Source organism: Anoxybacteroides rupiense, assembly GCF_014196195.1.
GTDB lineage: Bacteria > Bacillota > Bacilli > Bacillales > Anoxybacillaceae > Anoxybacteroides > Anoxybacteroides rupiense.
This window is the reverse complement of record NZ_JACIDF010000012.1, coordinates 40057-62672: the sequence shown is the minus strand read 5'-3', so window position 1 is coordinate 62672 and position 22616 is coordinate 40057. Positions and strand designations below refer to the sequence as shown.

Annotated in this window: 21 protein-coding genes; 12 read left to right on the top strand and 9 right to left on the bottom strand. The window is 38.8% G+C overall.

What is annotated here, in order from left to right:
* Positions 1 to 154 precede the first annotated feature (154 nt).
* From cntA to cntE, 6 genes are all read left to right on the top strand, one after another.
* Positions 155 to 1777 carry a staphylopine-dependent metal ABC transporter substrate-binding lipoprotein gene (cntA, locus tag GGQ95_RS16070; RefSeq protein WP_183187148.1) on the top strand — a complete coding sequence of 541 codons (1623 nt, stop codon included), beginning with the start codon at positions 155 to 157 and terminating at the stop codon, positions 1775 to 1777.
* A gap of 240 nt (positions 1778 to 2017) precedes the next feature.
* Entirely contained in the window at positions 2018 to 2950 is a 933-nt protein-coding gene (opp1B, locus tag GGQ95_RS16065) for a nickel/cobalt ABC transporter permease (protein WP_066148762.1), read from the top strand.
* The gene (gene cntC / locus GGQ95_RS16060) at positions 2951 to 3853 is read left to right on the top strand and encodes a staphylopine uptake ABC transporter permease subunit CntC (RefSeq protein WP_183187147.1); all 903 of its coding nucleotides are present in this window, start codon (positions 2951 to 2953) and stop codon (positions 3851 to 3853) included.
* Entirely contained in the window at positions 3834 to 4640 is an 807-nt protein-coding gene (gene cntD / locus GGQ95_RS16055) for a staphylopine uptake ABC transporter ATP-binding protein CntD (RefSeq protein ID WP_159720353.1), read from the top strand. Before cntC ends, cntD begins: the two co-directional genes overlap by 20 nt.
* Positions 4641 to 4642: 2 nt before the next feature.
* Positions 4643 to 5377: an ABC transporter ATP-binding protein gene (locus tag GGQ95_RS16050; RefSeq protein ID WP_159720352.1), complete on the top strand. Its 735-nt coding sequence runs from the start codon at positions 4643 to 4645 to the stop codon at positions 5375 to 5377.
* Positions 5378 to 5554: 177 nt separating this feature from the next.
* Positions 5555 to 6754: a staphylopine family metallophore export MFS transporter CntE gene (gene cntE, locus GGQ95_RS16045; RefSeq protein WP_066148770.1), complete on the top strand. Its 1200-nt coding sequence runs from the start codon at positions 5555 to 5557 to the stop codon at positions 6752 to 6754.
* A gap of 466 nt (positions 6755 to 7220) precedes the next feature.
* Here the strand turns inward: cntE and GGQ95_RS16040 are convergent, their stop codons facing one another.
* Positions 7221 to 8123 carry a MerR family transcriptional regulator gene (locus GGQ95_RS16040; protein ID WP_159720351.1) on the bottom strand — a complete coding sequence of 301 codons (903 nt, stop codon included), beginning with the start codon at positions 8121 to 8123 and terminating at the stop codon, positions 7221 to 7223.
* Between the two features lie 664 nt (positions 8124 to 8787).
* Here GGQ95_RS16040 and GGQ95_RS16035 point away from each other — a divergent pair.
* The gene (locus GGQ95_RS16035) at positions 8788 to 9051 is read left to right on the top strand and encodes a DUF2573 family protein (protein ID WP_080862771.1); all 264 of its coding nucleotides are present in this window, start codon (positions 8788 to 8790) and stop codon (positions 9049 to 9051) included.
* 99 nt (positions 9052 to 9150) lie between these two features.
* On the opposite strand, the gene GGQ95_RS16030 is transcribed toward GGQ95_RS16035, so the two are convergent.
* Complete coding sequence (locus tag GGQ95_RS16030; RefSeq protein WP_183187146.1) at positions 9151 to 10239, bottom strand: GGDEF domain-containing protein; 1089 nt, start codon at positions 10237 to 10239, stop codon at positions 9151 to 9153.
* A gap of 418 nt (positions 10240 to 10657) precedes the next feature.
* Positions 10658 to 12322 carry an ABC transporter ATP-binding protein gene (locus tag GGQ95_RS16025; protein WP_183187145.1) on the bottom strand — a complete coding sequence of 555 codons (1665 nt, stop codon included), beginning with the start codon at positions 12320 to 12322 and terminating at the stop codon, positions 10658 to 10660.
* A gap of 905 nt (positions 12323 to 13227) precedes the next feature.
* Here GGQ95_RS16025 and GGQ95_RS16020 point away from each other — a divergent pair.
* Together GGQ95_RS16020 and GGQ95_RS16015 are read left to right on the top strand one after the other, a co-directional pair.
* Positions 13228 to 14961 carry an ABC transporter ATP-binding protein gene (locus GGQ95_RS16020; protein WP_183187144.1) on the top strand — a complete coding sequence of 578 codons (1734 nt, stop codon included), beginning with the start codon at positions 13228 to 13230 and terminating at the stop codon, positions 14959 to 14961.
* Positions 14962 to 15119: 158 nt separating this feature from the next.
* A complete protein-coding gene (locus GGQ95_RS16015) occupies positions 15120 to 15680 on the top strand; it encodes a nitroreductase family protein (protein WP_044742784.1) in 561 nt (186 codons plus the stop codon).
* 231 nt (positions 15681 to 15911) lie between these two features.
* Here GGQ95_RS16015 and GGQ95_RS16010 read toward each other — a convergent pair whose 3' ends face one another.
* Positions 15912 to 16079, bottom strand: a complete 168-nt coding sequence (locus GGQ95_RS16010) for a hypothetical protein (RefSeq protein ID WP_156450527.1) — start codon at positions 16077 to 16079, stop codon at positions 15912 to 15914.
* Positions 16080 to 16162: 83 nt separating this feature from the next.
* On the opposite strand from GGQ95_RS16010, the gene GGQ95_RS16005 reads away from it, so the two are divergent.
* The gene (locus tag GGQ95_RS16005; protein ID WP_066148780.1) at positions 16163 to 16750 is read left to right on the top strand and encodes a CotO family spore coat protein; all 588 of its coding nucleotides are present in this window, start codon (positions 16163 to 16165) and stop codon (positions 16748 to 16750) included.
* Between the two features lie 158 nt (positions 16751 to 16908).
* Here the strand turns inward: GGQ95_RS16005 and GGQ95_RS16000 are convergent, their stop codons facing one another.
* From GGQ95_RS16000 to GGQ95_RS15990, 3 genes are all read right to left on the bottom strand, one after another.
* Entirely contained in the window at positions 16909 to 17391 is a 483-nt protein-coding gene (locus GGQ95_RS16000) for a CotY/CotZ family spore coat protein (protein ID WP_044742782.1), read from the bottom strand.
* A 312-nt stretch (positions 17392 to 17703) separates the two neighbouring features.
* Complete coding sequence (locus GGQ95_RS15995) at positions 17704 to 18198, bottom strand: spore coat protein (protein WP_080862768.1); 495 nt, start codon at positions 18196 to 18198, stop codon at positions 17704 to 17706.
* Between the two features lie 101 nt (positions 18199 to 18299).
* Entirely contained in the window at positions 18300 to 18581 is a 282-nt protein-coding gene (locus GGQ95_RS15990) for a hypothetical protein (protein ID WP_183187143.1), read from the bottom strand.
* 604 nt (positions 18582 to 19185) lie between these two features.
* Between GGQ95_RS15990 and GGQ95_RS15985 the strand changes: the two genes are divergently transcribed.
* Both GGQ95_RS15985 and GGQ95_RS15980 read left to right on the top strand, forming a co-directional pair.
* The gene (locus GGQ95_RS15985) at positions 19186 to 19545 is read left to right on the top strand and encodes a DUF1360 domain-containing protein (protein WP_183187142.1); all 360 of its coding nucleotides are present in this window, start codon (positions 19186 to 19188) and stop codon (positions 19543 to 19545) included.
* 633 nt (positions 19546 to 20178) lie between these two features.
* Positions 20179 to 21477, top strand: coding sequence for a glycosyltransferase family 2 protein (locus GGQ95_RS15980; RefSeq protein ID WP_183187141.1), 1299 nt, complete (start codon positions 20179 to 20181; stop codon positions 21475 to 21477).
* A gap of 31 nt (positions 21478 to 21508) precedes the next feature.
* Here GGQ95_RS15980 and GGQ95_RS15975 read toward each other — a convergent pair whose 3' ends face one another.
* Together GGQ95_RS15975 and GGQ95_RS15970 are read right to left on the bottom strand one after the other, a co-directional pair.
* Positions 21509 to 21715 (bottom strand): hypothetical protein, encoded by a 207-nt coding sequence (locus GGQ95_RS15975; protein ID WP_183187140.1) that lies wholly within the window; start codon positions 21713 to 21715, stop codon positions 21509 to 21511.
* Between the two features lie 18 nt (positions 21716 to 21733).
* The gene (locus tag GGQ95_RS15970) at positions 21734 to 22087 is read right to left on the bottom strand and encodes a hypothetical protein (RefSeq protein WP_183187139.1); all 354 of its coding nucleotides are present in this window, start codon (positions 22085 to 22087) and stop codon (positions 21734 to 21736) included.
* Between the last annotated feature and the right edge of the window lie 529 nt (positions 22088 to 22616).

Genomic DNA, 22616 nt, shown 5'->3' with positions numbered 1-22616 from the left:
TGCATCGATATGGAGCTGGAACGATGATCGGGTGTTGAACAGCGCCGTTTGACAGAACCATAAACGGATCAGCGGCGTTGTTCAGACCTGCGCTACGACAATGTTCCAGCCGGATAAATGGTATATAAATAAGACTTAAGGGGAGAAGAAATACATGATAGTAAAAAAGTTGAAGATAGTGGCTCTTATGTTTTTAGTCTTATCTATGCTAGTTGCTTGCTCTGCCCATTCGACGAACTCTGATAGCAATAACAAGAAAAGAGGTGCTTCTAATAATAGAGAACTAGTGATTGCAACAACGAAAGACATTAATGATATGAATCCGCATTTGTATGCAGGCTCAATGCCAGCTCAAGGGATGGTATATGAATCATTAGTGGAAAATACCAAAGACGGAATCAAGCCTTTGCTCGCTGAATCATGGGAAATTTCGAAGGATGGAAAAGTATACACATTTCATTTAAGAAAGGGCGTGAAATTCCATGATGGCGAACCATTTAACGCAGAGGCAGTGAAGAAAAATATTGATGCTGTGCAAAACAATGCAGAAAAACATGCTTGGATCAAACTATCAACCAAAATAGTCAGTTGCAATGTAATAGACGAATATACCGTTGAGTTAGTGCTATCGGAGCCCTATTATCCAACGTTGCTTGAACTATCTTTGACTAGACCTTATGTATTTATGTCACCTAAAGATTTTACTAATGGGGGCACAAAAGATGGCGTAAAAGGCTATCATGGTACAGGACCATATGTTCTCACTGAACATAAAGTTGATCAATATGCAACGTTTGAAGCCAATCCAAACTATTGGGGCGGCTCACCTAAAATGAAGAAAATTACTTTTAAAGTTCTTCCTGCAGGTGAAACAACATTTTTAGCCTTACAAAAAGGAGAAGTCAACTTTGTTTTCACAGATGATCGAGGTGTAGATAGCATTGACATTGAAGCAATGAATCAATTAGTGGATTCAGGCAATTATCAACTTGTTAAAAGTGAACCGATGAATACGAAGATGATCGTAGCCAATAGCAGCAAAGTGGATAGCCCAGTCAGTGAAACCGCTGTTCGCGAAGCCATTTGGTACGCAATCGATAGAAAAACCATTAGCAAAGATATTTTAAATGGCACTGAAACAGTAGCTAATACCCTTTTTTCATCTAATGTTCCGTATGCAGATGTTGACTTGAAGAAGCGGGGCTATGATTTAGAAAAAGCAAAAGAAATTTTAGAAAAAGCAGGCTGGACATTAGAGAAGGGAGCTGAAGTGAGGACGAAAGATGGCAAAAAATTGGCCGTGAAATTGTATTATGATAGCAACTCTCCTTCCCAAAAAGCTGAAGCTGAATTTATTCAAAGTTCCTTAAAAGAGATAGGAGTCAAGCTGGAGATCATTGGTGAAGAATCCACTTCAATCGCTAATAGAAGAACAACAGGTGACTATGATTTATTATTCAACCAAACATGGGGATTAGCATATGATCCTCAAAGCACAATTGCCGGTTTTACTTCGGAGTCTGCTTATTTGCATACGACGAGCGGCATCGCAGAAGCAGATGAACTCTACAAAAAAATTAAAGAAGTGACAGGGTCCACTGATGAGGAAACGAGAAAATCGTTGTATGCGGATATCTTAACCATTGTTCATGACGAGGCCGTCTTTATTCCAATTACAAACGGCCGAATCACTATAGTTGCGCCAAAAAATGTAAAAGGCATCTCATTTAAACAAACACAATTCGAGTTGCCATTTGAACAAATGGATGTTGAATAGCCATTGCGATAAAAAGGTGAATACTGATTGATTACTCTTATGAACTAGCAAAACAGGGGAAAATGATGGTTTCTTAAAGAGCAAATTTCACATGGCGTGAAGCTTGGGCGTTTTCCACTGTGGAAGGCAAGGCGGCGGACTTGCCTTCCGACTATAAATTTTTTAGCGCTGTCTTTCTAGATCATGGTAATGATTGCGAGTGTGCTTTCGAACGATTTTGTCACATAGAAGGAGGTTTCTATGGGAAGTTACATGATGAAGAGGATACTGGTATCCATTCCCTTGCTTTTGATCATTTCGTTTTTGACGTTTGTTTTCATGAATCTTTCTCCTCAAGATCCGGCCGAAGTGGTGTTGCATGCGCAAGGCGTCCCTAAAATAACCGATGAATTAATGACTCAAACGAAAGCAGAACTGGGACTCGATAAACCATTTATCGTAAGATATTTCGATTGGCTTGTGGCATGCTTGCAGTTGGATTTTGGGAATTCATACGTGACAGGACAACCAGTTTGGTCATTAATAGGTCCAGCTTTTCTTAACACATTAAAGCTAACGGTCGTTTCGTCTGTTGTGATTATTATTTTATCCATCTTATTAGGTGTCGTTTGCGCGTTGAGAGAAGGAACCATCATTGATCAATCGGTAAGAGGATTTTCCTTTTTCCTAGCAACCATGCCGCCATATTGGCTTGCGTCGCTGATGATTTGGTACTTTGCTGTTAAGTTGGACTTGTTACCGACAAACGGAATGGATTCATATAAAAGTTATATTCTTCCGGTTGCTGTAATTGCGATTAATTATGCTGGCATTTATTTTCGGGTGGTGAGAAGTTCGGTGTTAAACCACTTAAACGAAGACTATGTCCTATATGCAAGGGCATGCGGTGTACCTGAGAGGAAAATTACCATGCATATCTTAAGAAATTCGTTACAAGTTGCTGTTTCAATATTTTGTATGGCTATTCCTATTATATTGGGGAGTACGGTAGTGATCGAGAATGTTTTTGCATGGCCAGGATTAGGAAGTTTAAGTGTTAGATCCATTCTAAGCCGAGACTTTCCGATTATCCAAGCTTATGTTCTTATACTGGCGGCCGCTTTTGTGCTATTTAACACGCTTTCTGACATTATCAATGCGGCGATGAACCCTAAATTAAGGAAGGGATTATAAATGAAAATATTAAGAAACTTAAGTAAAGATCGATTGGCCGCTGCATCTTTTATCCTCATTGTCGTGACGATTGTTGCTGGTATATTGGCTCCTTACATTGCGCCGCATGATCCTAATGAAGTAAATATGAGACTTCGGTTTGCGGCACCCTCTTGGGAATACCTATTAGGCAACGATCACTTGGGGAGATGCATTTTATCCAGATTAATTTATGGCATTCGTCCCAGCGTTTTATGGGTTTTAGGAGCATTATTCATATCTGTTTTAATTGGAGCTATTGCCGGTTTTATAGCGGGTTACTTTAGAGGAAAAGTCGATTTCTTTATGATGAGAATTTGTGATATTATGCTTTCTTTCCCAGGGTACGTTATGACATTGGCGGTTGTCGGTATTTTGGGGATCGGGCTTAAGAATATATTGATTGCGTTTATTTTGATGAAATGGGCATGGTTTGCTCGAGTAATCAGAACGGCTGTTATGCAGTATGTGGAATTAGACTATGTCAAATTTTCTAAAGTAACTGGTATGAGTGACATACAAATTATCTGGAAGCATATTGTCCCTGTTACACTTTCTGATATTGCCGTTGTTTCAAGCGGTTCGATGGGGTCCATGATTTTGCAAATATCGGGATTTTCATTCCTAGGTCTGGGAATTCAAGCCCCAAATGCTGAATGGGGAATGATGCTCAATGAGGCAAGGCAAGTGATGTTTTCAAGACCAGAGCTAATGCTAGCGCCCGGATTAGCGATCATTATTGTCGTATCAGCATTTAATTTCTTATCTGATGCGCTTCAAGTTGCTTTAGACCCGAAATTAATACGTTCTACTAATAAATTTCAGAAACAAGAGGTGGAAACAGAAATAAGAGGTGGAAAAATTCATGAATATACTAGAAGTTGAAAATTTGCAAGTGACGGATATGAACACGGGCCAAATCATTGTTTATAACAGTTCATTCCATTTAAAGCAGGGAAACTGTCTTGCCATTGTTGGGGAAAGCGGAAGCGGAAAGTCCGTGACTTGCAGGTCGATTATGAGACTAAATAAACCTTGGATTCACCAATCAGGGGACATTTTCTTTAAGGGGGAAAATGTAAACCATCTTTCTGAAAAAGAAATGAGAAAGAAAAGAGGAAAAAACCTTTGCATGATTCTGCAAAATGGGATGAGTGCATTCGATCCCTCTTGTGTGATCGGCGTTCATTTAAGAGAAACACTTGCTGCACATTTCGGATGGAGCAATCAAGAAATAGAAACAAAAATGAAAAAGGCCATGGAAAGTGTCATGCTGAAAAACCCGATAGAGACGATGAATAAGTATCCACACCAATTATCAGGCGGAATGCTGCAGCGAATCATGATTGCATTGGCCCTAGTATTAGAGCCCGACATTATGATCGCTGATGAACCGACAACAGCGCTGGATACCATCTCGCAATTTGAGGTCATTGAACAATTCATTCAATTACGTGAAAGAATGGGATGCTCGATGATCTTTGTTTCCCATGATTTAGGTGTTGTGAAAAAAATTGCGGATGACGTTTTAGTCATGAAGGATGGAAAAATTGTTGAAAGAGGAGATATCTCAACAGTTTTTTCCAAAGCAGAACATGAATATACAAGATATTTAGTATCGACAAGACTTGAGGTTAGTAACCATTTTAGAAAAATAATGGGGAGAGTTTAAAGTTGCTGAAAGTTGATTGTGTGGAGAAAAGCTATAAAAAAGGTGGATTATTCTCGAGGGAAAAACAGAAAATCTTGAAAAATGTCAGTTTTGAATGTAGAAGAGGTGAATGTCTCGGCATTATCGGAGAAAGTGGAAGCGGAAAATCAACATTGGGCCGTTTAATTCTTGGAATTGAAAAGCCGGATCGCGGAACTGTTTTATTTGAGGGGAAAAACATACAGGATAGAAAAGTGAGAGTAGGGAACATTAGTGCTGTATTTCAAGACTATATCTCCTCAATCAATCCGTTTTTTACTGTGGAAGAAGCCATTATGGAGCCTTTAAAAGGGCAAAAAGAGATTCAAAGCAAGATTGATCATCTATTAAATCAGGTTGGATTAGACCCATCTTATAGAAAAAAATATCCCCATGAATTATCTGGAGGAGAAGCCCAAAGAGTGTGTATAGCAAGAGCTATTTCAACAGAACCGAAATGCATTTTATTAGATGAGGCAACCAGCTCTTTAGATGTATCTGTTCAAACCCAGGTGCTGGATTTATTAAAAAAGTTAAAGAAAAGCTACAATATGAGTTATATTTTCATAACCCATGATATACAGGCCGCCGCTTATATTTGTGACAGGGTCATTTTTTTTAGAAACGGTCAAATCGAAGAGATCGTTAAAACTGAACACTTAAAGGATGTTCAGTCAGAATATGCTAGAAAGTTATTACAAATGATTATCACTTTTTAATAACGGTTGGCATGGCAACCATAGCCATGAAGTTCGGCATGTTTTTCAATGGTTAGTGGGGGCTTGCCACCATCCATGGGCTTAAAAGGAGAGTGCCGTGGTAACAAAAAGCCAGAGTTGTGGACGCGCCTTTCGACCGGACCGTGAATATTTGTAGTTATATAGGAGGAGAAAATATTGCGAGGAGCTATGTCTTGGCCTTTTCTGCGTTTATATATGTTGGTTTTTCTTTATTTTAGTGCCAACTCTATTTTGAATGTGATTATTCCGTTACAAGGGGAAACGTTGGGAGCAAGCAATACAACCATTGGCATGATCATGGGAGCCTATCTGTTTACTACCATGTTCTTTCGGCCATGGGCCGGTTATATGATCCAAAAGCATGGACCGATAAACGTGTTACGCATCATTCTTATTATCAATGGACTTGCTTTAATCCTCTATACGTTTACTGAGTTAGGAGGCTTTCTGGTTGCCCGGATGTTGCAAGGGGTGTCGACCGCTTTTTTTTCAATGGCATTACAGATAGGGATTATTGATGCGTTGCCAGAAAAGGATCGCTCCCAGGGCATTTCATTATATTCTTTATTTTCATATATACCAGGCATTATTGGTCCCATGCTGGCATTAGGGATTTGGCAAGGAGGGATGGATTACTTTACAGTGGTGATGATCGCCATTGCCATCTTTACAGGGCTGTTTGGATATAGTGCAAAGATGGATAAAAAAGAAACTCAGCCTGCTGCCAACCATGCTGGACAAGGGGCAAGGATGCTTCAATCGTTTAGCCAGTTAGTAAAAAATCCATTCTTATTTAAATGTAGCGTACTGATGCTAGTGGCATCTATTGTATTCGGAGCTATCACCACTTTTATCCCACTATATGCTGCGCAATTAAAAAGCGGTAATGCGGGAATTTATCTTATGCTTCAGGCGGGTACTGTTGTTTTTGCTCGTTTTGCTTTAAGAAAAAAGATTCCTTCAGATGGCAAATGGCATTCTTCTTTTATCATGGGAACGATGTTGATTTTAGCCGTAGCCGCACAGTGTGTAAGCTTTTCTATAATCGGCGGAGCGATATTTTTCTATGTTGGTGCCATTTTGATGGGGATCGCTCAAGCCCTTCTCTATCCAACGTTAACAACATACTTAACCTTTGTCCTGCCGGAGATGAACCGCAATGTATTATTGGGATTATTTATTGCTATGGCCGATTTAGGGGTTTCATTAGGTGGGGTCATTATGGGACCGGTAGCTGACCTCTCTTCATACTCATTTATGTATATGATTTGTGCGGGCCTAGGAGCAGCAATGATTCTGTTTGCCTATGATCGCAGAAAAATATTTGTTGAAGGAATATCAAAGAAACATTCATAAGAGAAGCTCCTATAAGCCTTAACATTCTAAGAGATATTTACTTTTATGGGCTGTGAAATAGGTGGGATGAGCTCGCTCCCCCCATTGTGAGGCCTTTTCGTATGAAAAGATGATGACAGATTGACTCTATCCATCTAGTATTCATTTTTTTACCAAGTTTCTATCAAAATGATTTCATATACCTATGAAGAGGTCTCTCACCTCTTAACAAAATGGAGGGAGGCTCATAAATACATAGTTACTATATAAATCCCCCTCTAAGAGAAAACGAATGGATTTTGGGAAAGACGGGGGACAGGGACATGTGCGCAGCAGGGGAAGGCAGAGCCGCTTGCAGTCCCATGTCCGGGCTGTGAAGCGGCTCATAATGTTGACATCTGATCGTTTCTTTCCATGTCAAACATCTATCGCTCTTTTGCTCATTCATTAGTGAGCAAAAGAAACGGGGGAGCTTTGTTCCTTTGCTTTAGCGGTCTTTCACAAGGCTGAAAATGTCATCGGTCATTTGTAAATTTGGAGCTGTTCCTTCTTGGATATACGATGTTGTATCAGGGGACACAATATAAAATGAAATGTGCGGATAATGTTTGGCAACATGATGACATTTTGTAAGAAGATCGCTATTTTGTTCCAAGGAAGCCGTTGTATAAGCTGACAGCACCACTTTTTTTGGTGTTAATTGCTGAACGGCCGACTCGATGACATCAAAGGCAGAAATTCGTTCAAGCATGATCGTCTTCCAGCCGCAAAGCAAAGATTCTAATAAAATGATTTGCAGCCAAATTTCGTGCTGTTCCTGAGGAAAACATGCACCCAGCAGCAATGGCGCATGTTCATGGCAAGGGAAGTTGCGGCGTATTTGGATGAGAACATCGCGAACCACTACACTTGCTAACATTGCTTGATCTTTTCTCCAATGCCCCTGATCCCTGCGCTTTTCTACCTCTTGCAAAAAGGGAATGACGATGGAATGGAGGAAGGGCTGCAACCCATAGATCTGATATGCTCGTTGTAGAGTGCGATAGATAGCTGCTTCATGATAAAGATCTCCCTCATGAAGTAATGTGCAAACAGATTCATGAGCCCATGAATGCGTGTCATCCGCCTGTTCGTTCAAGTTTTTCTGGTTGAGTGCCGCTTTTTCTTTTAGATGCAGCGCTGCTTGTTTGACAGACTGGCCTTTCTCTACTAAAGATTTCACATATAGAAGCTGTTGCACTTCTTCATCGCAGTAAATGCGGTATCCGTTGTCAAGCCGTTTCGGCTGAACGATTCCATACCGTTCCTCCCATTTGCGGATGACTTGCTTAGAAAGCCCTGTTATGGCGGCTACTTGCTGAATGTTATATGTCATGTCATTATTCGTCATTTTCACATCATCCTTTTTTGGCAGTATGGCTTATCCAATGTGATCGGAGTCATGAATGATTTTCTTCATAAACTATATAACATGTCCCTTGATTTGTACAATAGGGGGACAATCAGCTCTTCGATAAAACGGCTTGTCTGACGATAGCTTTCCAGAGATTATTCGCTTCCTCTGCGAGTGATAGTTTTCATGATGGTGGAAAATAAATGGATGCATTTGTTGTTCTTGTGCCGTGTAAATACGATGAGTGAATGATATCTGTAAAAACCAACAGTTAAAATCGGTTATCACCTGCTCACTTCTTAAGGAATATTGCCGTATCACGTTTTATTCATCATATAGTAGCAAACATAGTTGCGAGCAAACCGGGCGCATTTTTTGCGATGTTGGTAAAATTTTGTTTATAATGGATACAACATGCTGCAAGATTCTCGGCCTCTTTTTTAAAGAACAAGGAAGCGGGACGATGGATCGCTGTTGAGAATATGGAGTTAGGGATGGAACATCAAGCACCTGTTGTCGTTTAATTTTTTTAAAGTAGTCGCCGCTATATGGTTTAGCAGCTGAACAAGTGGCACTTATTGGCTTGCTGGGCTGAGGTAGTGGAGATGGCCTCTTTATGTTAGCTGATGATCAAATAAAGGATATCGGAGGGAGATAAAAAATGAATGAATCCTTTACCGAACAGTTTGAAGCACTTATTGATAAGTATACAGAATTGCTGCTTGGACAAAGCAATCATGAGTTAAAAGAGAAGGTCAAGGTTTGGATTCTTTATTCCCATATTGCCAAATCTATGCCCGCGCTTGGACAACACTGGAATCAATTGTATCCTGATGCGAAGGAACAAGTAAAAGTGATGATTCAGGAAATTAAGCATTTAAACGAACGGGAGCGCGCGAAAAAAGAAGGAGATCGCCGCATCTAAGCTTCGTTCATAGTCCTTCTACTGATTGAGCGAGCCATTTCAGCTTCTACGCATAGCGTAAAGGAAAGCGGGACCCGTTCAAAGGAGAGAGAAATGGCATTACGATGGAATAGTGGGTTGTTGAAACACAATTCGATTGCGGCCAATTTGCTTGGCTATATATAAATATTGATCAGCTTGTTCGATTGCTTTTTCAATCCCCGTTTGCCTATTTAATCGCGCAAGACCGATGGAGACGGTGATATGCGGCATTTCTGTTCCATCTATTGTATAGAAAGTGTGCTGGGAAATGGCAATCCGAAGGTTTTCAAGCAGTGCAACCGCTTCCTTTTCACTGTATACCATGATGCAAATAATAAATTCCTCTCCCCCGTAACGTCCAGCAATGATTCGCTCTGGAAGAACCTCCTTAATGATGGCCGCTAGTTTTTTTAATACTTCATCCCCGTTTTGGTGCCCATATGTGTCATTAATTCTTTTAAAAAAATCTATATCAAGCATCGCGATATAATAAGACGGTCCTTGTTTTTGGCTGTTGACGACCTCTACAAATTTTCTCATGTTGTATAAATGGGTAAGGGGATCGTGGTCCGCGTAAAATCGAAGCTTTCTTATAAGCTGGAGCTGTTTTTTGCCTAAATGAATGAAGAAAAGCAATAGAAGTGCTCCTAGTTGAAAGGAAAGAAAATGAATGAATGTTTCCTTTTGAAATACCTCTCCATTAAAAGGAGAAAAATGAAGGATCGGAAACTGGGAAATTAGCCAAATGAAAGAAAAGAGGAAGAAAACTTGGATGTAATGAAATCCTTTTTTGAGCTTGAAGTGATAATATAAAAGGGATAAAAAAGTAGGCAGCATCCATTCGAATAAAATGCTTGCAAAGGTACCTTCTCCTTCTAATATCCACCTCCACGCAACGACGAAGCAAAGGGCAGGAAGAGCATAGTTTGTACCATGCAGCATAGCTAAAATGACAAGGGGGAGCGTTTGCCAATTCCAGTTCTGTCCGCTGTTTATAGCCAGCAAATCAAACAAGCTGATGGTTGCCAACGACACGATCAGAATATGCAGCCATTTGACTTGGTTAGCAGAGAAATATTTCTCTTCATCATTTTGCAAGTAAAGGGCTTGAATGAATAAGTGCATCAGCAGCAAGATACCTATATTCGCTAGTATGAATAGAATCATTCGCCTCACCTCAAATGAATAAAATAATAGACTTTTGAAAATTATAGAAAAAAACAAAAGGAAAAGATAGAGGGATTTTAATAAATTTTTATTATATAAGATGAAACGAATGCTTTCTGGAGCATCGACTGTTGTTTTAACACATTCACTGAGAAGACCCCACTTCTAAACGGAGTAGAGGTGGGGGAGGTTATGCTCAAAGCAAAAGAATAAAAAATGATAGAAACCGAGGCACCGGCCTCGGTTTTTTCATCAGGGTATCCAATACTTCCCCTTACACGCAGAAGGAGTGATGGATTTTTCTCACAGGCTGGGACATGGATCGGGGAAGAGTCAAATTGTCCAAAGAGCACAAAATCTAGGCAATTTGTAACATGTGAACATCATTGCAAATTTTACGATAAAATCATGAGTTTTGCTAATTGGTGGCCATGATTGCTTCTCCTTGGGAATGGGCATGTAAGTGGATGATTTTGTTACATACTGACTCAAAATCATTGCCATGGTCTATAATGATAAAAATGGAATGTGATGAGCCGTTTTCGATTAATTTCTTTATCTTTTCTTTACCGCTAAAATCCATATGAGAAATTGCTTCATCAAACATGATGATGGTTGCCCCTTTTAAAAGAGCTCTGGCAATAGCAATTCGTTGAATTTGGCCTCCTGATAAATTTTTACCGTTTTCCCCGACTAATGTCTTTTCTTTATCAGGCAATTTTTCTATCATATCATCTAAACCAGTCGCTCTCAGCACTTCCATATAAGTATTCGAATCAACGTTTTCTACACCATATTTAATATTGTTTTCAATTGTATCGTTGAATAAATAGATTTTTTGCGATACGATGCCAATGTTTTTCCGAAGCGATTTTTTATCGATGTCATGAATCGGTATTCCATTTATAAGAACTTGTCCTTTTTGCACATTATATAATACCATTAATATTCTAAGTATTGTTGTTTTGCCGGTTCCATTTTTCCCCTTTATTAGAAGATTATCAGAAGGGGCTAGTGAAAAACTTACATTGTTCAAGATATAGGGCTGGTCTTCTTTATATCTGAAAGATACGCCTTTAAACTCAATGCTCTTAATATCATTTATTTTGACTTTATTCTGCTCCTCATCTTCTCCTATTTGCTCCATAAATATATGAAGCCTTTTCAGACTTACTAATGCCGGCTGGATTGTCAGAACAGTAGCCGATATATTTTGAATAGGCGAATACAGTCTAGGGAGATAGTTCATAAATACCATATATCCGCCTATTGTCATGTTGTTCAATATGACATCTTTCCCGCCCATAACGATTAATAAAACAGAAGACAGCGAACCAACCAAAACAATTAATTCCATACCAATTGAATAAAAGATTGATTGTTTAATATTGGCAGCCACTAGATCTTTAGCTGCTGAATGGATTTTTTCTGTTTCCTTATCCTCTACTGAGAGATTTTTAACTTCTTCGATCCCCTGTACGGACTGCTGTATTTTGTTGTTTAAAACGGCACTTTTTTCAGCAGTTTCAGTAGATATATGAAATATCGAAGACAAGAATTTGTTTGAAATTATATAATATACTGGCATTAACAGGCATAAAATGAATGTTAATTTGGAATTAATTGTTGTCAGAATAATAAAGGTAGCAACTAGTTCAAAAAAACTTAGCAAAATTTTAAAGGTGTTGGCAGAAAACAATCCCCCTATATGGTTTACCTCATTTAATCTTGATGTAATATATCCGCTGGGGTAAAAATGGAAAAACTCCATAGGTAGCTTCAGTAGCCGTGTTGATATATTTTGCCGAATATTCAATACGATATTTTGGCTTACTTTTGTAAAAACTACATTGGAAAAATAGTTGAGCATGCTCTTACTTACATATACGAATGCAAGTATTGCACTGAATATAAGAACATAGTGATAATCTTTTTTGGCTATTCCAAAATCAAAAATATTCTTAATGATTAATCCTGGAAGTACCGTAATCGCAGAAAGAACAACTAATAAAAGAAAAGCGATGGACAAGTTCTTTTTAAAATCTTTTAAATAGCTAAACAATAATTTTGCGCTGTTGCTCATATATATCCTCCTAGTTTCGTTAGTTGAGGTAATGGAACAATAAGTATCTGGATCTTTCTAAAGAAATGAATAGTACAAATTTTACATATCTCTTCGTTAAAATCCTTTTGAAAATCTGTTTCTTATTTTGATTGACATCTTTTGTATTTTTCATTTTAAATTATATAGGTCAAAGATTCCTATCGAAAGATGATAAAATGAACGATTATTATGTCCTTGTGATATTACTTATTGAAGCATTCATCACATTCATCATCTTTGTTTTTTATAAATAATTCTGGTGCTGCTTCACACTTGGACTCTACGATGAAGTTAATTTATAACTACAATCCTATAGCTGTGACCGATTGGGTTTATTATAATGATATATTTTTGATTATAGTAATTATTTAACTAAAAAAGTAGATATTGCTCATAAAGTAGTCGGCAATCAAAAGGGAAAAGTATGAAAAACGGCGCTTGTGCACTGCGGTCCGAAAAGTGGACAGTATAATTTCCATTAACGTGAAGGAATCAGCATGATCAAGCTCTGGTTTCTTTCCTTTTCCCGCTTTTTTTCAGTATCCCAGAACCCCTTGGAACGGTCAAGGATAAGCATTGGACAGCCTCACGGAATCTGATGGAAGGTTCATATAAATTGATCCAGCAGGATTAAAAAAATAGGGCAGCCGCAGCATCAATCCAGACGTTTTCTTTTATTGACAAGAGCTTGATTGTAAAATTATAATCAAAAATGATTTTCATTATCATTCATTAGGTGTCCGCGACCTATTTTAAATGGGTTGTTATCGACATTTGAAAATTGATTCGAGTTTGGAAGGCGATAGAGAGAAAGAGTGAATGGCGGGGAAGCGCTGAAGTCTGTACAATGTATATAGAGCTTCGATGAAAAGGGGGTAGTAAAGATGATTCGAAGGTTTTTCGCTTATTATAAACCATATAAAAGATTATTTTTGCTTGATTTTTCTTGTGCTGTATTAGCAGCCATTATTGAATTAATGTTTCCGCTTGCGGTGAATCAAGTGGTAGACGATCTATTGCCGAGCGGGAATTGGAGCCTAATATTATGGGCTTGTGTAGGTCTGTTGTTCATTTATCTTTTGAATGCTTTGCTCAACTACGTTGTTACGTATTGGGGCCATAAATTAGGGATCAATATTGAGACAGATATGCGCAACGAATCGTTTCAGCACGTTCAAAAGCTTTCTTTTCGCTATTTTGATAACACAAAGACGGGACATTTAGTCTCACGCATGACGAACGATTTAATGGATATTGGAGAAATGGCTCATCATGGTCCAGAGGATTTGTTTATTGCCATCATGACGTTGCTTGGCACATTTGGGATTATGCTTGCGGTGAACCCCAAGCTGGCCGTGATGATTTTTATTCTCGTTCCGATTATTATGCTGTTGACGATTTATTTTGGGAAGCAAATGTCCGCGGCGTTTTCGCAGCTATTTGGCGATATTGCAAACTTTAATGCACGCGTTGAAAACAATGTAAGCGGTATTCGTGTTGTGCAGTCCTTTACTAATGAAGAGCATGAAATTACGAAATTTAAAGAAAGCAACGATCTCTTTCGTTGGACAAAACTGCGCTCTTATCGAATTATGGCCAATAACTCATCCATGAATTATGTTTTAACGAAAATTCTTTCCTTGTTTGTGCTGCTGGCAGGAGCGTGGTTTGTGATTGATGGGCAAATGACATATGGTGAATTTATCGCTTTCTTATTATTAGCCAACGTGTTGATCGGGCCCATTCAAAAAATTAACGCGGTCATTGAAACATATCCAAAGGGCATTGCCGGCTTTAAACGTTTTATCGAGTTTTTAGAGACAAAACCAGAAATTACGGACCACCCTCATGCGCTTCAGCTGTCACATGTCCATGGGGAAATTCGTTATGAGAATGTGTCGTTTTCCTATAAACATGATAAACGTGTGCTGGATCACTTAAATCTTCATATTCGTCCGGGAGAAACCATTGCATTGGTAGGGCCTTCAGGTTCGGGAAAATCGACGATTTGCCATCTCCTGCCGCGATTTTATGAGCGAGATCGTGGCCGCATCATGATTGATGGAATCGATATTCAGGATATTTCTTTAAAGTCTCTGCGTTCACATATCGGCATTGTGCAACAGGATGTCTATCTTTTTGATGGCACCATCCGCGATAATATTGCTTACGGCAAATTAGATGCAACAGAAGAAGAAATTTGGGAAGCCGCAAGAAAAGCGCAATTAGAAGATGTGATCTACAGTCAAGCGGATGGATTAGATACGTTGATCGGGGAGAGAGGAGTGAAGCTGTCAGGCGGGCAAAAACAAAGAATCGCGATCGCAAGGATGTTTTTAAAAAATCCGTCTATTCTTATTTTAGATGAGGCTACATCCGCTTTAGATACAGAAACCGAACAAGCTGTGCAAGAAGCGTTGGATCATTTGGCACAGGGAAGAACAACCATTGTGATTGCGCATCGGCTGGCGACTATTAAAAAGGCTGATCGGATTGCCGTGGTAGCGGATCAGCGGATTATTGAAGAAGGGAGCCATGATGAGCTCATGCGGCGGAAAGGAGCTTATTATCGTCTTTATATGGCACAATTTGGTGATAGAGCCTCAGCAGGCATCTAAGGGAGAAGTGCTGCAATGATAATAGACGCAGGTGGGGGAATTCATATCTAATGGGGAGCAAGGTGAAGAAAAGGCTGAAGGGAAAGACATTTACAAATTCCTTCAATTTTGAAATAATTGTAATTGAAAATCATTATTATTATCATAAGGAGGCATAAATGATCACCATGCAGCAGGAATACAAAGTAGCTCATACCATTAAAGAGCGTCGGTCGATTAAGGAGTTTAAAGAAGATCCCATTCCAAAAGAAGTGATATGTGAATTATTGAATACAGCTGTTTGGGCGCCTAATCATGGATTAAGAGAGCCATGGCGTTTTATACTGTTTGTGAATGAAGGAAAAGAAAAATTGATTGATGCGATTGCTCAAGAATCCAATAATGGAAAGAATATTGATCTATTAAGAGAAAAGCTGCAACCGATTCCAGCGCATTTATTAGTCGTCATGCAGGAAGATCCGCGTCAAAAGCAATGGGAGGAGGATTTAGCGGCAACAAGTGCCTTAATCCAAAATTTCCAACTGGCTGCATGGGAAAAAGGAATTGGCGTTATATGGAAAACAGGAGCCTATATTTATTCGCCATCTTTCCGCAAAAAAGTAGGAGTAGAGCCGGGAGAAAAAATTGTTGGGCTATTACATATTGGCTACCCTGCTTCGATCCCACAGGCCAGACCGCGGACAAAAGCGGAAGAAAAATTAACCGTCATTGAATCATAACGAGATATAGGAAAAAATCATGTGTGCTGGCGATGGATCTTATATAAAGTCGTTTAAAACATATTCATCGAGAAGTCTCCCGCCTCTAAGTTGAAGTGTAGGTGGGAGACTACCATTGGTAAGAAGCGCGTGGATGATCCGCTGACCGAACAACGCCGTCCCTTGAAATGGAGATGAAAGCGGCGTGGTTCGGGCTTCTGTCACGCTGACGAAAAAGCGAGTGAACGAGATTCATGCGACCGTAGCTGTTTGCATATGCCGTTTGTTCGATCCTCCAGAAAAACGTTCGTATTTTGCCAGCTGATGAATGGTTCGGTTTCCGCTTCTATCGATAGATTGATCAGGCCTCTCTAATTCCTCCTCTAAGCAACAGACAAGACGAAACGCTTGTGACTTCATGCACAATCCCTCCTGTTCACTTTCTGGTCATCAAAAAAGAGAGGGAACGCATAGAATAAACATGAACAGGAGGTGAAAATTGCATGAAAAGAAAACCATCACCTAAGCCATTGTTGTATATTGCGCAGCCGGGCTTTCAAAGAATGAATGCTCCAATGCAAAAAGTTGTTATAAAAAAGGAAAAGGATGTTTCGGAAACACCATATAAAGAAAAGAAGGATGAGACAGAGCAACATGTTGAAGAGGTAAAAGATGAAGTCAAAGATGTAGAAGAAGTGGAAGAAAAGTATGAGATGGTGGTTGAAGAAGCTGAGGATGCTACACAAACTGAAGCAGAGACGGAAGAGGAGAAAGCGGTGACGGAGCAAGAAGAAGTGACGGAACAAGAGGAAGAGGCAGAGCAAGAAGAAGAAACATGGAGCGATACGGATATACGTGAGCATCGGAAACGATTTACGGAGATGACGGTTGCCGAGAAAATCGATTATTTAACGAACTTGCCATCTTATGTACCTAAAGCGCTATGTATCATTGAAACAGAATCAGAAAACATTCGAGGTGTGATTGTAGAGAGAGAAGATAACAGAGTGAAAATTAGAAGAAGCGGCGATTTACGGTTATTGGAATTTGCGCAAAATGAAATTTTGAATATTCAAATATTAAGCTTCTGAATAAAATATATTCTGCAGGGTAAAAAATTTTTTTGGCCATCTTCTTGTTTGCTTCTTTCTTTATTGTATGAAAATAGACTGCCTCATTGTATTGGGCAGTCTATTTTTAGGAACTTGACAGAAAAAATGCTGGTAGAACCAGCAGCCATTTTCCTTTCTTAACCGTGGTGATGGTGTTTTTTTGTATCTCTCGCACGGCCTACTAAATCAGGAGGTAAGCATTGAATAGCAGTGAAGTTCTGCAAGTCGACTTCGATGCAATAATTCGTTTTTTCGAGACCGAAGAAATCTGGATCGCAAGGATCGCAGACACTAATGGTTTCGCCATCTCCATCAACCGGTCTTAATAAAGATAATGTTGCGCAGCAGTCTTTAATATTTTCAACACGGAAGAAAATCGTTTTAAAGCATGCCATATCGCCAGTAAAGCCGCCCACATTTCCGAAAATAGTGAAAGGATCTCCTTTTTTTGTATAGAGGATAAAAGGAACGGTATCTCTTCCTGGAGAAATAGCAGGGTTTAACAAGTTGCTGAAGCAGCTAGTCGGGCACTGTTCTTCAATGGCTTCTTGCGCATCAAAAATTTCTTCAACCGCTCTGCATACGCAATTATAATCTTTATGATGCTTATCGTGGCCCATTTAATTCAACTCCTTATAACTGGTTTTATTGACCTTCTGTCCCTAACAGAGTATGTGCGTTCATTTTATAGTGTGTGGGCATTTGTCTAAAAATTAGGGAAAATATTCAAGAAAGAAATGTGTTTATCATGGAAAAGATTTGCTTTTTATGTTATAGATTTGCCTAAGAATGTTGGATTTGAAATGACAGATGAAAAGAAAATCTCAAGAGCCAAATGATAAAACACTGATTCATAATCGATGATACAAAAGCAATCGTGCTGGGAGAGGAAAGGTACAAAGGCGAGGGCGAATACCCTCGCCTTGACAGATTTAGAGAATGTCGATTTGTACAACAAGCGCGACGAGAATTTGAATCAATACTTGGAGGGAGATAGCAACATCAGTATCTGTAGTAGTAACAACGACGTTTTTAGAATTTTCGATGATCAATTTTTGTTTGTTTGCTTGAGTAATCGTTGCTTTTTGTAGCAATTCCTGTGTGACTGCCTCAGCACGGATGCTGTCAGCGATTGTTAAGTTAATGACTAATGCGATCGCTACTTGAAGAACAACTTGTAGAGCGACAGCTACTTGTGTTTCTGTAGAAGAGATTTCGATGTCGCAAGAGTCCTTAACGATAATGGTTTCTGACGATAATTGCTCTGTGTCAGCTCTCTGAACCGCATTTTGCATTGCTGTAGAATTGTTGTCGCTATCATCACAGACGTTAAATCTGTTGTTATAGTAATTATTTGGCTCAAACCGTTTTTCAATGGGATGACATGCGGAACCGTGAGCCTGCCACGAATATGGTCTGGCTTCCATAGTTATTTTCCTCCTTTTTCTTTTAATACTATTAAATGCGGAAAGGATTTTTTTGTATATGATACTTGCCCTAGGGGATTGACCCATTTATTGCGTACTTGTCACGATTTTTTTCTGTTTTTTAACATATCTCTTAGAGTGGTGTTTTTTGGGGGTTCAGGAGTTTTGTTGGCTTTCGCGACTTTTGGTTGGTTTTGCTTTTCGAGAAATTCATTTACTTGGTTTTGTAAATTCCCTACTAGTGCTTTCAGCTGCTGTTTTTCGTCATCTGAAAGCTGCCGTCTGTGCTCGCTGCTTACGTTGTGCTTATTAAATGCATCTAAAATAAACAGTTTGGCTAAGCTTGATGAGATTTGCTCCAGGTTTTTTTTGTTATCAGACAAATGGATTCTCCTCCTTTCAATGTGTCACAGTGTCGGTCCACAGGGCCGTTTTTTCTTTTGAGATGAACTGTTTTTTCAATTGGAATGCGGCAAAATGGAATAGAAACGTGGTAAATATCCTCCTTTCCTGTATACATATAATGCAAATGTGCCGATTTTTGATTGGATAAACATACAAATGCCTGTGCCCATTTTTTCTATTTTACTTCACTGGGGCCGGCCATTTAGGATTCGGCCGTGTGAAGATCGGTTATTGCTGCTTTATTCTTATAAAAATAGGACTATTCTTTGATGGCTGTTTTTGTTGTTTATGGACAGGAGATATAGATGGAACTTGGCATGTTGATGTATCGATACGTTCAGGGGAGATGAGGTTTAAGATGTTCATATTTGCATCTTTTCAGAGCTTGGATTGACTGTCGATTGTCCGATGTCCAAGAGCCGATGGCTTTGCAGGTTCATATTGGCGTGGGAAAGAAAGTCCACAGATTTGTCTTCGAACGCCCATTCTATAGAGAGGATTGATCCATTCCCAAGTTCGCAGTTGGCTGAACATAATTGATTCCTCCCTGCATATGATGATAAGGAAAGTGAGGGGAAAGGGATGCTAAACAGTATTTCATATATAGAACTGCTCGTTTTTTCGTTTGCTGTTTTTCGGCTGACTAGATTGTTGGTATACGATCAAATAACGAGTTTTATTAGAAAACCTTTTTTAGAGGAAATTGTAGAAACAAATGCTGAAAATGTGACAGAAACATATGTGGTCATTAAAGGAAAAGGGATTCGTGCCTTTCTAGGAGAGCTTTTAAGCTGTTACTGGTGTACAGGAGTTTGGTGTGCGGCAGGATTATTTTTAGGAGGGTGGCTTTTTCCGGCCGTTTTTGAACCGGTGATCATGATCTTGGCGATTGCGGGAATGGCTGGAGTGATCGAAGCCATTGTAGAAAAATTAGTAGAATAGTTGATTTTGTTAACCATTATCAAAGAATGAACATAAGATTATATAGAAATAGCTTGGTATTTCGGCTTTTCAAACCATTTATTGGGCCGTCCGGCTGGACATGAGTGCTCCCTCCAAGCCTTCTTTGGGAATAGACGAACTGATTTTTTGAACAGCGAAGAGCTGAAATTTCAAGTTAAATTTATTTGTAGAAGGGGGAGAAAGGATGGCACGAGAAAAGCATAAGAAGTCTGCAGAACCGGCTGAAAAGAAAGAGAAAGAAAACAAAAAAAAGAGAAGAGGCTGTGGATGCGGAAGAAGACGAAAAAAAGAATAAAAGAGTGGTTCTTGAGCATAGAACTGTATAGATGAAACTAAGCTTTTTATTTGTGTCTTTTATAATAGGTTTCGTGCTATTTCTTGATGACCGGATTCCTGAACAATGAACCGCTTTACAGACTAGGGTATCGGTCTGAAAGCGGTGTTGTTTGGGTCTTTGTCACGCGTTTGTGTGATTTGTTTTTGACTGTTGACTTTCCGGAAATGATTCTCGAAAATTTTAAATGATATTTATATGGAATAAAAAAGAAAAAACTTTTAATAGTTGTAGGGCTGCATATTGAGATATGATGCAAGAAATATAGGGGGATGATCATGGAAGATATTCATGTGTTGCTTTTAGATTATACTTCACAAACTGCTTTGTCCAAGGCGATTGTTTCATTGCAATATATTCGTTCACGCATAAAAAAGGTGACTATTATCAGACGGAAAAACCATATATTCAAAATCGATGCATTTGATTTTCACGACAGAATAGGGTGTCAGGAAATTGTCGAGGAGAATTTGAGCAAAACATTAAAAAAAATCGTTGAGGAAAGCACATGTCAATACGTGCTATGTTTGTATGATCAAGATTATTTAACTGAAAAAATCAAAAACGTTTCATTGAGAATAGAAGAAGATAATATGGTGATTACTTATTTATACGATGTTCGTCGTCTAATGATTCAACGTCCGTTTTTTATAAAAAAGCAATTGTTAAAGCAGACGTCTTTTTTATTAGAATATCAAGTGCCGTTTAAAGAAGCCATATTACCTCATTGGTTAAGTCAGCTAAATCGTGTGAGAACCGTGAAAACCATGGCGGTTCCAAAAGAGGTGGTCAAACAAAATCGAAAGATAGATAATCATACAAATTTTTATAAGCAAGAATTTATCAAAAAATACTTTAATTCTTCTAGCGATGAGATAGCCGCTCCTTCGCTTTCAATTATGATGGCTAATTATAATATGGAGCAATATATTGAAACAGCGCTTGCTTCATGTGTAGCGCAAACTACTCCCCCTGATCAAGTATTGGTGATAGATGATGGATCCTCCGACTGCTCTTACCAAAAAATCGAAAGATGGACAAAAATTTTTCCGATCGAGAGCTTCCGACAAAAAAACAGTGGAAAAGCACGTGCTTTAAATCAATTGTTGCCGCATATTAAAACGGATTTCGTATTGGAATTGGATGCTGATGACTGGCTGGATCCTGATGCATTTACTGTGTTAAAGCCTTTATTGGCGAAAATTTCAAATGATGTGTCTGTTATTTATGGAAACTTAAAATTTTGGAAGCAACAAAACGACGGTGATGTGATATTTAAAGGAATTCGTACAGGGATGCCTGTGCATACACAGAAGCAGCTGCTATCTTATCGCTTTCCATTGGGCCCTCGCATATATCGAACTGCTTCTTTAAGAAAAAATGGAGGATTTCCTGTTAAAACGTTTCAAGATGGTCGACTGTATGAAGATGTGTTCATATTAAATGATTTATTAAAAAGTGGGCGTCTATTCTACAACAATTTTAGCATTTACAATGTTCGTAAACATGATGCGAGTATTACAAAAAAACACCACTCCAAATGGAGCGATGTTATAAAGAATATTGATATTGGTTGAGAAAAGAAGCTTGACTGGCCATCATGCGTATTTAAGAAGTTAGTGGGAAGCGAATGAAGTTAATGGCGTCAATTACAACAGTATGTGTAACATTACTGTATCCGGTAAATTCTACGACAATAATAAAACCATCTGATACGCTTCCAAGGATACCTGAAATGAACGAGTTATTTGTTTCAAGTTCAACTAGTTGACCGACGCGATTTGCTAGCTCTTCTCTAAATGTTAGCTTAAACATATGAATAATCTCCTTTCTTTAAATTTCGGTAACGGCTTCAATTTTATCAATCGGGATCAAAACTAACGAACCGTCAAATTCCACCATCACTATATAATTGGTTTGAATCGCAATAAGTGTTCCGCTAATGACTTCACTTGGGGTCGTGACCGCAATCTCATTATTAAGATACTGTGCTAACCCATTGGGACTAAGGAGGCTGGAAGAAGAGGTACCAATAGATACGTTAAAATTGATGCCCAATAAGTCTAACATAGCGGAAACATCTATCCCACGATTAGAGAGACTGGTGGCTGTTAAGCTCTGTGAAAGTGCAACTAGTTGCTCTCTTAATCTTTCTCGTTGTGTACTTAATCCGTTGTTTGTTGCCAAATTAACCATCCTTTCATTTTGTATTTTATACAGTGATAGTATATGCTTGGTTTTATTGTTGTAGATAAACGATTTCATTAATCGTATCAAATTTGATGAAGTCGACTATAATAGAATTTCATGACAGAACAATTTCATCATCATTGAAAGGATGAAGATCGCTCTTTGTCGAATTCGACTCATTTGTCGTCATATTAATGAAAGAGTATTTTTCAAGATAGCTGTAATTTAACATTTTAATATACCCGTGATGCTAATTAGGCATTACGGGCAATGATATAGATATAACTTGATCTCTCATATTTGCCCCATGTGAGCAGAGGATGCCTCGTTTCCAGTCGTGAGCTTTTACAGATACTGTTCGTTCTTAATATCGTATAAGACTCACAAGTGAGCCGATTTTATCTGGCACCACGAACTTTAATATTTATATGAACATGGAAATCATGTCGTTTTTCGACGATTGGGTGATCGAGCCAAGAACCGATATTCATAACCCTATAAACAGACTTGAAAGCAGTGTTACTGG

Bases quoted from the DNA above. Each gene is read 5' to 3' on its own strand.
- GGQ95_RS16040 (WP_159720351.1), bottom strand. From the start codon at position 8,123: ATGACGAATAATGACATGACATATAACATTCAGCAAGTAGCCGCCATA.
- cntA (WP_183187148.1), top strand. From the start codon at position 155: ATGATAGTAAAAAAGTTGAAGATAGTGGCTCTTATGTTTTTAGTCTTA.
- GGQ95_RS16005 (WP_066148780.1), top strand. From the start codon at position 16,163: ATGAAAAGAAAACCATCACCTAAGCCATTGTTGTATATTGCGCAGCCG.
- cntC (WP_183187147.1), top strand. From the start codon at position 2,951: ATGAAAATATTAAGAAACTTAAGTAAAGATCGATTGGCCGCTGCATCT.
- GGQ95_RS16020 (WP_183187144.1), top strand. From the start codon at position 13,228: ATGATTCGAAGGTTTTTCGCTTATTATAAACCATATAAAAGATTATTT.
- GGQ95_RS15985 (WP_183187142.1), top strand. From the start codon at position 19,186: ATGCTAAACAGTATTTCATATATAGAACTGCTCGTTTTTTCGTTTGCT.
- GGQ95_RS16030 (WP_183187146.1), bottom strand. From the start codon at position 10,239: ATGATTCTATTCATACTAGCGAATATAGGTATCTTGCTGCTGATGCAC.
- GGQ95_RS15980 (WP_183187141.1), top strand. From the start codon at position 20,179: ATGGAAGATATTCATGTGTTGCTTTTAGATTATACTTCACAAACTGCT.
- GGQ95_RS15975 (WP_183187140.1), bottom strand. From the start codon at position 21,715: ATGTTTAAGCTAACATTTAGAGAAGAGCTAGCAAATCGCGTCGGTCAA.
- cntD (WP_159720353.1), top strand. From the start codon at position 3,834: ATGAATATACTAGAAGTTGAAAATTTGCAAGTGACGGATATGAACACG.
- GGQ95_RS16000 (WP_044742782.1), bottom strand. From the start codon at position 17,391: ATGGGCCACGATAAGCATCATAAAGATTATAATTGCGTATGCAGAGCG.
- GGQ95_RS16035 (WP_080862771.1), top strand. From the start codon at position 8,788: ATGAATGAATCCTTTACCGAACAGTTTGAAGCACTTATTGATAAGTAT.
- GGQ95_RS16015 (WP_044742784.1), top strand. From the start codon at position 15,120: ATGATCACCATGCAGCAGGAATACAAAGTAGCTCATACCATTAAAGAG.
- opp1B (WP_066148762.1), top strand. From the start codon at position 2,018: ATGGGAAGTTACATGATGAAGAGGATACTGGTATCCATTCCCTTGCTT.
- GGQ95_RS15995 (WP_080862768.1), bottom strand. From the start codon at position 18,198: ATGGAAGCCAGACCATATTCGTGGCAGGCTCACGGTTCCGCATGTCAT.
- GGQ95_RS16010 (WP_156450527.1), bottom strand. From the start codon at position 16,079: ATGAAGTCACAAGCGTTTCGTCTTGTCTGTTGCTTAGAGGAGGAATTA.
- GGQ95_RS16025 (WP_183187145.1), bottom strand. From the start codon at position 12,322: ATGAGCAACAGCGCAAAATTATTGTTTAGCTATTTAAAAGATTTTAAA.